The organism is Streptomyces sp. NPDC096205 (genome assembly GCF_044763135.1).
Taxonomy (GTDB): Bacteria; Actinomycetota; Actinomycetes; order Streptomycetales; family Streptomycetaceae; genus Streptomyces.
This window is the reverse complement of the sequence record NZ_JBIWFS010000006.1, coordinates 444,240-456,534: the sequence shown is the minus strand read 5'-3', so window position 1 is coordinate 456,534 and position 12,295 is coordinate 444,240. Positions and strand designations below refer to the sequence as shown.

Here is a 12,295-nt window from a genome sequence, read left to right as displayed (position 1 = left end):
CATCTCCGTCACCTCGGTTGACGGTCCGTGCGGGCATGGCCAAGGATCGCGGCCATGCTTTCTGCCGCCGGCCGTGTCGTCGCCATGGGGGTCGTCACGGCGCTGATCCTGATCGCAGGTGTGTGGGCCTCTTGGGGGACGGCCCAGTACGTGATGCTGACCAAGGGCCGTGAGCGGGGCACGGTCGAGGTGACGGCCTGTGGTGAGCGGTCCTGTTCCGGGCCGTACACGCCGTTGTCGCCGGGGTCCGTGGCGCGGGCGAGTGTCGCCGTGGAGGACACGGTGGCGGTGGAGAAGGGCCGCACGTACACGGTCGTGGTGAAGCCGGGGCAGGACAGTGCCGTGCGGTCGGGTCCGGCCGGGGTGCTGTACGCGTGGGTGCCGATGGGCGGTGCCCTGCTGCTGGCGTCGGTGATCGTGGCGGGCGGGCTGCGCCGGACGCGGGCGGCGTGGGTGCTGGCGGGGTCGGGTTTCGCGCTGCTGACCGCGGCGTTCGTGACTGTCTGAGGGTTTTCGCCGTTCTCCATGAGTGTGGAGACTTCGAGCGTTTCCTGTTCGTGATTGACCTGGTCACGGGCTTGGCTGGAAGCTGAGCCGCCCCCTCCACATCTTCCCGTTCGCTTCTCGAAGATGGACTGCCCATGCGTACCTTCCCCCGCGTCGGCGCCGTGTGCGCTGTCGCCGTGGCCGCCCTGCTCGCGGCCCCTTCCGCTCACGCCGACGGCGACAACGGCACCGTGAAGATCCACGACGCCTCGACCGGCGAGGAGCTGATGAAGAACGAGCCGCACGTGTGCTCGTTCTACCTGGACGGCTTCAAGTTCGACGGCGCGCAGGAGATCGACTGGCGCATCGAGGCCATCCCGCCGAGCTCCGACAAGGGCGAGACGGTGAAGTCCGGCACCCTGACCCTGGACGCCGAGGGTCACGGCCGCTCGGACGACATGACCCTGCCGGACGGCCACTACAAGCTGTGGTGGAACTTCGACGGCGAGAACGGCTCCGCCAAGCACAAGGTCTTCTGGACGGACTGCGAGGACGAGGAGGGCGGTTCCGGCGGTACGTCGCCGTCGGCCACGCCGTCGGAGTCGGCGGGTTCCTCCGAGTCGCCGGCCGCCTCGCCGAGCCCGTCCGGCTCGTCCGGCTCGTCGGAGGGGGCTCCTGGTGCGTCCCCGTCCTCGTCCCTGCAGGGCGACGCCTCGGGTGACCTGGCCGAGACCGGCAACGGTGCCCCGGTGGGTCTGCTGTCGGGTGTCGCGGGCGCGCTGGTGGCGGCCGGCGGCGGTCTGCTGTTCCTGCGCCGCCGCAAGGCCGGCCAGAGCTGACGTAAGACATGACAAAGGGGCGGCACCTGGAAGGGGGCCGCCCCTTTGTCATGCGGTCGTAGCTGTCAGCCGGTGTTGCGCAGGCCGGCCGCCACGCCGTTGACGGTCAGCAGCAGGGCGCGGGAGAGCAGCGGGTCGGGCTGCTCGCCGGCCTCGGCGGCGTCGCGCTGGCGCTTGAGGAGGGCGACCTGGAGGTAGCTGATCGGGTCGAGGTAGGCGTCGCGGATGGCGAAGGTCTGCTTGAGGACCGGCTGGTGGTCCAGGAGCTCCTTCTCACCGGTGACGCGCAGGACCTCGGCGACGGTCAGCTCGTGTTCGGCCTTGATGGTGTCGAAGACGTGCTTGAGCTGGTCGGGGACGAGGGTGTCGACGTAGTGCTGGGCGATGCGCAGGTCGGTCTTCGCGAGGGTCATCTCGACGTTGGACATGAAGTTGCGGAAGAAGTGCCACTGCTCGTGCATCTCCTCCAGCACGGTGTCCAGGCCGGCCTCGCGCAGGGCCTTGAGGCCGGAGCCGACGCCGAACCAGCCGGGGACGATCTGCCGGGACTGGGTCCAGCCGAACACCCACGGGATGGCGCGCAGTCCGTCGAGCGAGACGCCCGAGCCGGGGCGGCGGGCGGGCCGCGAGCCCAGGTGCAGGTCGGCGAGCTGGTCGACCGGCGTGGAGGCGAGGAAGTAGGTCGGCAGGTCGGGGTCCTCGACCAGGCGGCGGTAGGCGGCGTGGGCGGCGTCGGAGACGACGTCCATCGCGGCGTCCCAGCGGGCGAGGGCCTCGTCGGACTGGCGGGGCGCGGTGTGCAGGGCGGACGCCTGGAGGGTGGCCGCGACGGTCAGTTCGAGGTTCTCCCTGGCCAGGGACGGGATGAGGTACTTGTCGGAGATGACCTCGCCCTGCTCGGTGACCTTGATCTCGCCCTCCAGGGTGCCCCAGGGCTGGGCGAGGATCGCGTCGTGCGAGGGGCCGCCGCCGCGGCCGACGGTGCCGCCGCGGCCGTGGAAGAGGCGCAGGCGCACGCCGTAGCGGTGGGCGACGTCGCGCAGCCGGCGCTGGGCGCGGTGGATCTCCCACTGGCTGGTGGTGATGCCGCCGAACTTGGAGGAGTCGGAGTAGCCGAGCATGACCTCCTGGACGTCGCCGCGCAGGGCCACGAGCCTGCGGTACGACGGGTCGGAGAGCATGTCCTCCAGGATCGTGTCGGCGGCCTTGAGCTCGTCGGTGGTCTCCAGGAGCGGCACGATGCCGATCTTGGCCCAGCCGGCGTGCAGGTCGAGGAGGCCGGCCTCGCGGGCGAGGACGGTGGCGGCGAAGACGTCGTCGGCGCCCTGGCACATGGAGATGATGTACGACTCGATGACCTCGGGTCCGAACACCTCCAGGGCCTTCTTGATCGTCTGGAAGACGCCGAGGGTCTTCTCGCCGGCGGCGTCGACGGGCGCCGGGCTGGGGGCGAGCGGCCTGCGCGAGCGCAGCTCCTTGGCGAGGAGCTTGGTGCGGTAGTCGCGGGGCATGTCGGCGTAGCGCCAGGACTCCTCGCCGAGGCGGTCGAAGAGCTGGCCGAGGGCGTGGTGGTGGGCGTCGGCGTGTTCGCGGACGTCCATGGTGGCGAGCTGGAGGCCGAAGGCGGCGAGGGTGCGGATGGTGCGGTTCATCCGGCCGTCGGCGAACAGGGCGCCGCGGTGCTCGCGCAGCGAGGTCTGCAGGAGGGTGAGGTCCTTGAGCAGTTCGCCGGTGCCGAGGTAGTCGCGGCCGGCCTCGTGCGGGGTGCCCTTGGCGAGGCGCTGCTTGGTGTTCTCCAGCTTCTGCCGGATGCAGGTGGCCTTGAGCCGGTAGGGCTCCTCGGCGTTGAGGCGCTTGTAGCGGGGGCTGATCTCGGGGAGCAGTTCGAGGTCGGCCTGGAGGGATTCGAGGAGTTCCTCGGTGGCGCCGGTGTAGCGGATGGAGTTCGACAGGAAGCCGCGCAGCTCGTCGATGGTGTCCAGGGCGTCGTTGATGCCGTGTTCGTGCTGGAGGATGAGGACGTCCCAGGTGACCTGGGGGGTCACGTTGGGGTTGCCGTCGCGGTCGCCGCCGATCCAGGTGCCGAAGGTGAGGGGGCGGGTGTCGTCCGGGAGGGTGACGCCCACACGTTCGAGTTCGGCGGTGAGGTCCTCCAGGACGTCGCCCACGGCGTTGGCGTGCAGCTCGTCCAGGTAGTAGATCGCGTTGCGGGCCTCGTCGGAGGGCTCGGGGCGGACGACGCGCAGTTCGTCGGTCTGCCAGACGAGGTCGATGTTCTCGGCCAGACGGGTGTCGTGGCGGCGCCGGTCGGAGTCGATGACCGGGGTCTCCAGGAGCGCGGCGATGCGCCGGAGCTTGTTGAGCACCGACCGGCGTGCGGCCTCGGTGGGGTGGGCGGTGAAGACCGGGCGGACGTTGAGGTGGCGGACGGTCTCGCGCAGGTGCTCGGGGTCGGCGTCCTTGAGCCGGTCGGCGGTGCGGGAGAGCAGTCCGCCCTCGGCTGCGCGGCGGGCGCGCAGTTCGCGGCCTCGGTGGACCTGTTCGGTGACGTTGGCCAGGTGGAAGTAGGTGGAGAAGGCGCGTACGAGCTTGGCGGCGGTCTCCAGCTCTGTGCCGCGCAGCAGCTCGGCGGCGGCCTCGCCGTCCTCTCGGGTGAGGCGGCGCACCTTCTCGACCAGTTCGAGGAGCTCGGGGCCCTCCTGGCGGACGAGCGTCTCTCCGAGGAGGTCGCCCAGTCGGCGGATGTCGGCGCGCAGCTCGCTGCTGGTCGTGGTCTGGTCGTCGGCACTGCTCACAGGTGCGGCTCCTTGCAGTGTTGAAGCTCGTCCGGGAGGGGAACCCGGGGACCGGCGCGCGGCGGGGTGCCGCATTACGGGCGGTGCCTCCGGGAAGTATTCAGAGCGGACCGCGCTGTCCGACCGGTTCCAAGGATAGGTGGCGATGCGGACGCGCAGGCTCTGGGGCTCTTGCTGCCGGGCGTCGCACTGCCATACTTACGACGCCGTAGGTTACGGAACCGTAGGGAGTGGTCCCCGGTTCCGCTCACCCGGCGTCCACTCCCGAAAACCCTCGACCCCACAGGGGACGCCCATGACCTCTAGCTCCGATGTGATCGAAGACGCCCCGGAGGCCTCGGACACGGTGGCCTCCGCCACGCTCGGCGGGGAGCAGAAGCGTTCGATCGAGCAGATCACGCTGCTGCTGTTCATCGCCGTGCCGTTCCTCGCGCTGCTGGCCGCCGTGCCTCTGGCGTGGGGATGGGGGGTGAGCTGGCTGGACCTGGGTCTGCTGGTCTTCTTCTACTACCTCGGCTGCCACGGCATCACGATCGGTTTCCACCGCCACTTCACGCACGGTTCGTTCAAGGCGAAGCGGCCATTGAAGATCGCGCTGGCGATCGCGGGGTCGATGGCGGTGGAGGGGCCGCTGGTGCGCTGGGTGGCCGACCACCGCAAGCACCACAAGTTCTCCGACGCGGAGGGTGACCCGCATTCGCCGTGGAAGTACGGCGAGACGGTGCCCGCGCTGATGAAGGGCCTGTGGTGGGCGCACATCGGCTGGATGTTCGACGAGGAGCAGACGTCTCAGGAGAAGTACGCGCCGGATCTGATCAAGGACCCGGCGCTGCGGGCGATCTCGCGCCAGTTCGTGCTGTGGACGGTGCTGTCGCTGGCGCTGCCGGCGCTGATCGGCGGTCTGGTGACGATGTCGTGGTGGGGGGCGTTCACCGGCTTCTTCTGGGGCTCGCTGGTGCGTGTGGCGCTGCTGCACCATGTGACCTGGTCGATCAACTCGATCTGTCACGCGGTGGGCAAGCGGCCGTTCAAGTCGCGGGACCGTTCGGGGAACGTGTGGTGGCTGGCCGTGCTGTCGTGCGGTGAGTCCTGGCACAACCTGCACCACGCGGACCCGACGTCGGCGCGGCACGGTGTGATGCGCGGGCAGCTGGATTCCAGTGCCCGGCTGATCCGCTGGTTCGAGCAGCTGGGCTGGGCGTACGACGTGCGCTGGCCGTCACGCTCGCGTATCGATTCGCGTCGCGACACCGCGGAGGGCGGTTCCCGGCGCCGGAAGGAGACGGCCGAGGCGGCATGATTGACGCCGTGGCGACCGACTCCAGCACTTCCAGCAACGACAAGCCGCGGCGGACGCGCCGTACCCGGATGACCGGAGCGGAGCGCCGCCAGCAGCTGCTGGAGATCGGCCGCACCCTGTTCGCGGCGAAGGGGTTCGAGGGCACCTCGGTGGAGGAGATCGCGGCGAAGGCCGGGGTGTCCAAGCCGGTGGTGTACGAGCACTTCGGCGGCAAGGAGGGGCTGTACGCGGTCGTGGTGGACCGCGAGATGCGCCGCCTGCTCGACATGGTCACGGGTTCCCTGACGGCCGGCCACCCGCGAGAACTCCTGGAACAGGCGGCGTTCGCCCTCCTGGACTACATCGAGGAGTACACGGACGGCTTCCGCATCCTGGTCCGCGACTCCCCCATCCCCCAGTCGACGGGTTCCTTCGCCTCGCTGATCTCCGACATCGCCACCCAGGTGGAGGACATCCTCGGCAAGGAGTTCAAGTCCCGGGGCTTCGACCCGAAACTGGCCCCCCTCTACGCCCAGGCCCTCGTCGGCATGGTCGCCCTGACGGGCCAGTGGTGGCTGGAGGTCCGCCGCCCGAAGAAGTCCGAGGTGGCGGCACATCTGGTGAACCTTGCGTGGCACGGCTTGGACGGCCTGGAGCCGAAGCCGCGGTTGATAGGTCACCGCAAGAGTTAGACGGGCTTCAGGCAGCGGGGGCCTTCTTCGCGGATGTTCCCCGCCGTCGTCCACTGCGGCGCCGTCGTGGCTTGTCGCGCAGTTCCCCGCGCCTCTCTTGGCCGCGCCGCGGCGTCAGGCCTCCTTCCGCGCCACCACGAACACCCGGCGGAACGCGAACGCCGTGCCGTGGGGGGTCGACGGGTACGCCTCGCGCAGGGCCTGCCTGTAGTCGCGTACGAAGGCGTCGCGGGCTTCGGGGTCGTCCGCCAGGGCCGTCAGGATGGGGCGCAGGCCCGTTCCCTTGACCCAGTCCAGGACCGGGTCCTCGCCCTGAAGGACGTGGACGTACGTCGTCTCCCAGGCGTCCACTGTGCAGCCGAGGTCGGCCAGGCGGGACAGGTAGGCGGCGGGGGTGAGGACCGCGTCTTCATGGCGGAGGACGTCCCCCACGCCGTGCCGGGCGGCGAGGGTGCGCATCAGGCGGTGGCTGGGGGCGTCGAAGTTGCCGGGGACCTGGAAGGCGAGGGTGCCACCGGGGCGCAGGCCGGTGATCCAGGCGGGGAACCTCTCCGTGTGGCCCGGCACCCATTGCAGGGTGGCGTTGCTGATGATCAGGTCGTAGGGCTCCGAGGGCGTCCAGGTGCGGACGTCGGCGTAGGCGAAGTCGATGTTGTCGCCCGCGTGCTCCACGTGCGCGCGGTCGAGCATCTCGACGGAGTTGTCGTGGCCGGTGATGTGCGCGGTGGGCCAGCGGTCGGCGAGCAGGGCCGTGACGTTGCCGGGGCCGCAGCCGAGGTCGGCGATGCGGGGCCGGGCCGAGGGAAGGTCCGGGACGCGGGCCAGCAGGTCGGCGAAGGGGCGGGCGCGATGGTCGGCATGGCGCAGGTACTGCGCGGGGTCCCAGGTCGGTGTCGTCATGTCTTCCACCTTCCCGCGCAATCTCTCTTGACGTCAAGAGACTCGACATCAAGAGACTTCACATCGACACAACCACTACACTGATCGTCATGGAGGACGAGGTCGATCGGCTGGTCGCAGCGTGGCGCCGGGAGCGCCCGGACCTCGACGTGGAACCGCTCGAGGTGCTCAGCCGGGTCAGCAGACTGGCCCGGCATCTGGACCGGGCGCGCCGGCTGGCCTTCTCGGAGCACAGCCTGGAGCCCTGGGAGTTCGACGTGCTGACCGCGCTCAGGCGCGCGGGGACGCCGTACCAGCTCTCACCGGGGCAGTTGCTGACCCAGACGCTGGTCACCTCCGGCACGATGACGAACCGCATCGACCGGCTCGCCAAGAAGGGCCTGGTCGAGCGGCTGCCCGACCCCAGCGACCGGCGCGGTGTGCTGGTACGGCTCACCGAGGAGGGCCGCGACCGCGCCGACCAGGCGCTGGCCGGCCTCCTTGACCAGGAGCGGGCGATCCTCGCCGAGCTCTCCCGGGCCCAGCGCGGTGAACTGGCCGCCCTGCTACGCCAGCTGACCGCCCCGTTCGACAACATCCCCGGTTAGGTCGACGGGCCCCACTCCGGCCCTGCGCGCCAGCGCCACCGCCGCCAGCGTCGAGTGCACACCCAGCTTGCCGAGGACGTTCTGCATATGGGTGCGGACGGTGTGCGGGGAGAGGAACAGCCGCTCGGCGACGGCCTTGCGGCCGAGCCCGGCGACCATGCAGCGCAGCACCTCGCGCTCGCGCGGGGTGAGGGACTCCACCAGGCGCTCGCTCTCGGTGCGGTGCTTGCGCGCCGCCGTCAGCTCGCGCAGCACCCCGGTCAGCAGGGCGGGCGGCAGATGCGTCTCGTCACGCAGCACGCCCCGGATGACGGTCAGCAGCCGCGACAGCGAGCAGTCCTTGGCGACCCAGCCGGACGCCCCGGCCTGCAGCGCGAGCGCCGCGCGCCGCGGGTCGTCCTTCTCCGCGAGCACCACGGTCCGCACCCCGGGGTGGGTGGTGCGCACCTGGGCGACCAGGGAGATCCCGTCGACGGTGCCGTCCTCGCCCCCCTGAGCCAGGGACGCGACGGAGGAGACGGGCTGCACGGGCACCGTGGTCCGTACGCCGAGGACACCCCCGCCAAGGTCTGCGTCGACGAGCAGCACGTCGAAGCGGCGCCCCTCGCCGGCCGCCCGCTCCAGGCAGCGCAGCGCGGCCGGACCGCTGCCGGCCGCGGAGACGTCGACGTCGGGCTCGGCCGCCAGCGCGGCCGCGAGCGACTCGGCGAAGATGCGGTGGTCGTCGACGACCAGGACTCGGATGCGTACCACGAAACCCCCTTCCCCGCGCTCCCTCAGGAGCAGGGGATACCCCAAGGCCGGGAGAACTACGTCAGGCGTGGGTGCGGCGCCCTGAGCGTGAACCACCGCGCGGCCGCCGCCATGCGGAACTGCTACCCCCACTTCGGGCGTCGTACCCGACTGTCTCGCCCCCTGAGCGGCACCGGCCCCCACCGGTGCTTGTTCATCAGGGTACGGACGGGGACGGGGAGCGGAAGGCTATTTGCAGAACTGGCCGTCGGACGCGTTTATGGTGTGCCGCATGTTTCGTATCGAGGCGGAAGTCGACAAAGCCCGGCGCGATCTGCTCAGTTCACGGTTGCGCGACACCAACAGCGCGGCCTCGCCGATCCTGCGGGCGCTGCGCGGCACCCCTCAGGAACGCGAGAACCCGCTGCATCTGTGGGCGACGGACGCGGCGGGCGAACTGGCCGGCGGGCTCGTCGGGCACACCTGGACGAGCTGGCTGCATGTGGCGCTGCTGTGGGTGGACGAACGCCATCGCGGTACGGGTCTGGGGGCCCGGCTCCTTGCGGAGGCCGAGCGCATCGCGCGCGAGGAGCGCGACTGCCGGGCGGCCCGGCTGGAGACCTGGGACTTCCAGGCACCGGAGTTCTACAGGAAGCAGGGCTATGAGGTGGTGTGCGTGATCCCCGACTATCCGCCGGGGATCACCGAGTACACCCTGACCAAGCGGCTCAGCTGATCCGCCGGGCCCCCGGCGAGGGCACCGCCTCGAACACCCGCGGCGCGGTGAACGAGGCTGCCGCGAAGGCCTCTTCGACGGCCTTGGTGATGGTGTCGACGTCGGTGGCCTCGGCCAGCACGATCGCCGAGCCGCCGAAGCCGCCGCCGGTCATCCGGGCGCCGAGCGCGCCGGAGGCCAGCGCCGTGTCGACGACCAGGTCCAGCTCCGGGCAGGAGATGCGGAAGTCGTCGCGCAGCGAGGCGTGGCCCGCGGTGAGGACCGGCCCGATGGCGCGGGTGTCACCGGACTCCAGCAGCGCCACCACCTGCTCCACGCGCGCGTCCTCGGTGACGACGTGGCGCACCAGCCGGCGCACCTCCTCGTCCTCCAGCCGTGCCAGGGCCGCGTCCAGGTCGTCGTAGGCGATGTCGCGCAGGGCGTTGACGCCGAGCAGGGCGGCGCCCTTCTCGCAGCCGGCGCGGCGCTTGCCGTACTCGCCCTCGTTGTGGGCGTGCTTCACGCGGGTGTCGACGACCAGCAGGCGCATGCCTTCTGCGGCCAGGTCGAAGGGGATCTGCTTCTGGCCCAGGTCGCGGGTGTCGAGGAACAGGGCGTGGCCGTCCTCGCAGCAGGCGGACGCGGTCTGGTCCATGATGCCGGTGGGGGCGCCGACGTAGACGTTCTCGGCGCGCTGGCACAGCCGGGCCAGCTGCCGGCGCTGGAGCCCGAGTTCGTACAGGTCGTTCAGGGCGAGCGCGACGACGACCTCGATGGCCGCCGACGACGACAGACCCGCGCCCACCGGGACGGTGGAGCTGAGATGGATGTCGGCGCCGGTGACCGGGTGCCCGGCCTCGCGCAGCGCCCAGACGACGCCCGCCGGGTACGCCGTCCACTCCTTGTCGGACTGCGGGACGAGGTCGTCCAGGCGCAGTTGCACGACTTCCCCGTCGAGGTCGGCCGAGTGCAGGCGCAGTACGCCGTCCTCGCGGCGACGGACCGCGGCGGTCGCGGTGTGCGGCAGCGCGAAGGGCATCACGAAGCCGTCGTTGTAGTCGGTGTGCTCGCCGATCAGGTTGACCCGGCCGGGCGCCGACCAGACTCCTTCGGGCTCGGCCCCGTACAGTGCGGTGAAGCCGCCTTGGACCTCAACTGCCCCCACTTAAGACTCCCTTGCGATGTGCTGTGCGAACTGCCAGGCGTCGGCGACGATACCCGCGAGATCGGCGCGGGACGGGGTCCAGCCGAGGCGCTCGCGGGCGGTCTCGGCGGACGCCACCAGCACGGCCGGGTCGCCGCCCCGGCGCGGGGCCACGACCTCGGGGATCGGGTGGCCCGTCACCTTGCGGACGGTGTCGATGACCTCGCGTACGGAGAAGCCGTTGCCGTTGCCGAGGTTGCAGATCAGGTGCTCGCCGGGGGTGGCGGCCTTCAGGGCCAGCAGGTGGGCCTCGGCGAGGTCGGCGACGTGGATGTAGTCGCGGACGCAGGTGCCGTCGGGGGTCGGGTAGTCGTCGCCGTAGACGGAGATGGCGTCGCGGCGGCCCTGGGCGACCTGGAGGACGAGCGGGATCAGGTGGGACTCGGGGTCGTGGCGCTCGCCGCAGTCGCCGTAGGCGCCGGCGACGTTGAAGTAGCGCAGCGACACCGCGCCCAGGCCGTGGGCGGCGGCCTCGCCGGTGATCATGTGGTCGACGGCGAGCTTGGAGGCGCCGTACGGCGAGGTGGGCGCGGTCGGGTCGGTCTCGGTGATGGGGGTGCTGACCGGCTCGCCGTAGGTGGCGGCGGTGGAGGAGAAGACGAGCTTCTTCACGCCCGCCTCGCGCATCGCGCCGAGCAGCGCCATGGTGCCGGCGACGTTGTTGTCCCAGTACTTCTCGGGCTTGACCACGGACTCGCCGACCTGCGAGAACGCGGCGAAGTGCAGGACCGCGTCGAAGGAGGGGTCCAGCCACTTGGCGGCGTCGCGGATGTCGCCCTCGACGAAGGCGGCGCCGGCGGGGACGCCCTCGCGAAAGCCGGTGGAGAGGTTGTCGAGGACGGTGACCTCGTGGCCCGCCTCCAGCAGATGCCGGGCGACCACGCTGCCGACGTACCCCGCCCCACCCGTCACCAGGTACTTCATGAACTCGCTACCTCTCGCAGTCGCTCGGCCGCGGCCTCGGGCCGGATGTCGTTGATGAACACGCTCATGCCGGACTCCGAACCCGCGAGAAACTTCAGCTTGCCGGAAGTCCTGCGGATGGTGAAAAGCTCCAGGTGGAGCGCGAAGTCGTCGCGGTGGACGCCGTCGAACTCCTCCAGCGTGCCGAACGGCGCCTGGTGCCAGGCGGAGATGTACGGCGTCGGGGGCTCGTCGCTGCCGAAGATCCGGTCGAAGCGCCTCAACAGTTCCAGATAGACCTTGGGGAACTCTGTGCGCGCGGCCTCGTCCAGCGCGAGCAGGTCCGGTACCCGGCGCTTGGGATACAGGTGGACCTCGTAGGGCCAGTGCGCGGCGTACGGCACGAACGCCACCCAGTGTTCGCCCTCCAGGACGACCCGCTCACCGGCGAGCTCCTGCTCCAGGACGGCGTCGAAGAGGTTCTCACCGCCGGTGGCGTCCTTGTGCGCGGCCACCTGGCGCAGCATCGCCGCGGTGCGGGGCGTGGTGAAGGGGTAGGCGTAGATCTGCCCGTGGGGATGCTGAAGCGTCACGCCGATCTCGGCGCCACGGTTCTCGAAGCAGAACACCTGCTCGACGGAGGGCAGATGAGACAGCTCCGACGTGCGGTCGGTCCACGCGTCCAGGACCAGCCGCGCCTGCTCCTCGCTCAAAGCGGCGAAGGACGCGGTGTGGTCGGAGGTGAAGCAGACGACCTCGCAACGGCCGGAATCGCCGGCGAGGGAGGGGAAGCGGTTCTCGAAGACGACGACGTCGTACGACGAGTCCGGGATCTCGCTGAGCCGGTCGCCCTCGGTCGGGCACAGGGGGCACTCGTCGGCCGGCGGGTGGTAGGTGCGCCCCTGCCGGTGCGAGGCGATCGCGACGGCGTCGCCGAGCAGCGGATCGTGGCGTACCTCCGATGTGGTGACCGTGGGCTCGAGCGGGCGGCGGTCCACCGCGTCGCGCACCGAGTCGTCCCGCAGGTCGTAGTAGATGAGCTCACGAGCGTCGGCCAGCCGAGTCGAGGTCTTCTTCACCGCCACTCTCCATACCTTACGAAGCTTCCAACAGAACCGAACACATCAAAGCACAAACTCCCACGCGAGTCACCATCACAATCG

The 12,295-nt window shown here is 70.6% G+C and carries 12 protein-coding genes; 6 read left to right on the top strand and 6 right to left on the bottom strand.

The features are described 5' to 3' along the window. Window positions 1-54: 54 nt before the first annotated feature. The gene (locus ACIQ6Y_RS24250; protein ID WP_404042044.1) at window positions 55-507 is read left to right on the top strand and encodes a hypothetical protein; all 453 of its coding nucleotides are present in this window, start codon (window positions 55-57) and stop codon (window positions 505-507) included. A gap of 134 nt (window positions 508-641) precedes the next feature. Beyond that, window positions 642-1,325: an LPXTG cell wall anchor domain-containing protein gene (locus ACIQ6Y_RS24245; RefSeq protein WP_404042043.1), complete on the top strand. Its 684-nt coding sequence runs from the start codon at window positions 642-644 to the stop codon at window positions 1,323-1,325. 65 nt (window positions 1,326-1,390) lie between these two features. Here the strand turns inward: ACIQ6Y_RS24245 and ppc are convergent, their stop codons facing one another. After that, on the bottom strand, window positions 1,391-4,120 hold the full coding sequence (ppc, locus tag ACIQ6Y_RS24240; RefSeq protein ID WP_404042042.1) for a phosphoenolpyruvate carboxylase: 2,730 nt from the start codon (window positions 4,118-4,120) through the stop codon (window positions 1,391-1,393). A 295-nt stretch (window positions 4,121-4,415) separates the two neighbouring features. Between ppc and ACIQ6Y_RS24235 the strand changes: the two genes are divergently transcribed. Together ACIQ6Y_RS24235 and ACIQ6Y_RS24230 are read left to right on the top strand one after the other, a co-directional pair. Next, window positions 4,416-5,420, top strand: coding sequence for an acyl-CoA desaturase (locus ACIQ6Y_RS24235; protein ID WP_404042041.1), 1,005 nt, complete (start codon window positions 4,416-4,418; stop codon window positions 5,418-5,420). After that, window positions 5,417-6,091, top strand: coding sequence for a TetR/AcrR family transcriptional regulator (locus ACIQ6Y_RS24230; RefSeq protein WP_404042040.1), 675 nt, complete (start codon window positions 5,417-5,419; stop codon window positions 6,089-6,091). The genes ACIQ6Y_RS24235 and ACIQ6Y_RS24230 overlap by 4 nt, the downstream gene beginning before the upstream one ends. A gap of 114 nt (window positions 6,092-6,205) precedes the next feature. Here ACIQ6Y_RS24230 and ACIQ6Y_RS24225 read toward each other — a convergent pair whose 3' ends face one another. Further along, complete coding sequence (locus ACIQ6Y_RS24225; protein ID WP_404042039.1) at window positions 6,206-6,991, bottom strand: trans-aconitate 2-methyltransferase; 786 nt, start codon at window positions 6,989-6,991, stop codon at window positions 6,206-6,208. Window positions 6,992-7,080: 89 nt separating this feature from the next. Here ACIQ6Y_RS24225 and tamR point away from each other — a divergent pair, with 89 nt between their 5' ends. Beyond that, the gene (tamR, locus tag ACIQ6Y_RS24220) at window positions 7,081-7,578 is read left to right on the top strand and encodes a MarR family transcriptional regulator TamR (RefSeq protein ID WP_399647305.1); all 498 of its coding nucleotides are present in this window, start codon (window positions 7,081-7,083) and stop codon (window positions 7,576-7,578) included. On the opposite strand, the gene ACIQ6Y_RS24215 is transcribed toward tamR, so the two are convergent. Beyond that, a complete protein-coding gene (locus ACIQ6Y_RS24215; protein WP_404042038.1) occupies window positions 7,537-8,331 on the bottom strand; it encodes a LuxR C-terminal-related transcriptional regulator in 795 nt (264 codons plus the stop codon). The two genes, tamR and ACIQ6Y_RS24215, sit on opposite strands and share 42 nt — an antisense overlap. Window positions 8,332-8,590: 259 nt before the next feature. On the opposite strand from ACIQ6Y_RS24215, the gene ACIQ6Y_RS24210 reads away from it, so the two are divergent. Further along, on the top strand, window positions 8,591-9,046 hold the full coding sequence (locus tag ACIQ6Y_RS24210; protein WP_404042169.1) for a GNAT family N-acetyltransferase: 456 nt from the start codon (window positions 8,591-8,593) through the stop codon (window positions 9,044-9,046). Here ACIQ6Y_RS24210 and galK read toward each other — a convergent pair. Genes galK through galT form a run of 3 tightly spaced genes read right to left on the bottom strand, consistent with a single transcriptional unit; the run spans window position 9,039 to window position 12,211 of the window. Further along, entirely contained in the window at window positions 9,039-10,190 is a 1,152-nt protein-coding gene (gene galK / locus ACIQ6Y_RS24205) for a galactokinase (protein ID WP_404042037.1), read from the bottom strand. The genes ACIQ6Y_RS24210 and galK overlap by 8 nt on opposite strands. Beyond that, the gene (gene galE / locus ACIQ6Y_RS24200; RefSeq protein ID WP_404042036.1) at window positions 10,191-11,153 is read right to left on the bottom strand and encodes a UDP-glucose 4-epimerase GalE; all 963 of its coding nucleotides are present in this window, start codon (window positions 11,151-11,153) and stop codon (window positions 10,191-10,193) included. Continuing rightward, window positions 11,150-12,211 (bottom strand): galactose-1-phosphate uridylyltransferase, encoded by a 1,062-nt coding sequence (galT, locus tag ACIQ6Y_RS24195; protein ID WP_404042035.1) that lies wholly within the window; start codon window positions 12,209-12,211, stop codon window positions 11,150-11,152. The genes galE and galT overlap by 4 nt, the downstream gene beginning before the upstream one ends. Window positions 12,212-12,295: the final 84 nt, after the last annotated feature.

Bases quoted from the DNA above. Each gene is read 5' to 3' on its own strand.
- ACIQ6Y_RS24250 (WP_404042044.1), top strand. From the start codon at position 55: ATGCTTTCTGCCGCCGGCCGTGTCGTCGCCATGGGGGTCGTCACGGCG.
- ACIQ6Y_RS24245 (WP_404042043.1), top strand. From the start codon at position 642: ATGCGTACCTTCCCCCGCGTCGGCGCCGTGTGCGCTGTCGCCGTGGCC.
- ACIQ6Y_RS24235 (WP_404042041.1), top strand. From the start codon at position 4,416: ATGACCTCTAGCTCCGATGTGATCGAAGACGCCCCGGAGGCCTCGGAC.
- ACIQ6Y_RS24230 (WP_404042040.1), top strand. From the start codon at position 5,417: ATGATTGACGCCGTGGCGACCGACTCCAGCACTTCCAGCAACGACAAG.
- ACIQ6Y_RS24225 (WP_404042039.1), bottom strand. From the start codon at position 6,991: ATGACGACACCGACCTGGGACCCCGCGCAGTACCTGCGCCATGCCGAC.
- tamR (WP_399647305.1), top strand. From the start codon at position 7,081: ATGGAGGACGAGGTCGATCGGCTGGTCGCAGCGTGGCGCCGGGAGCGC.
- ACIQ6Y_RS24210 (WP_404042169.1), top strand. From the start codon at position 8,591: ATGGTGTGCCGCATGTTTCGTATCGAGGCGGAAGTCGACAAAGCCCGG.
- galE (WP_404042036.1), bottom strand. From the start codon at position 11,153: ATGAAGTACCTGGTGACGGGTGGGGCGGGGTACGTCGGCAGCGTGGTC.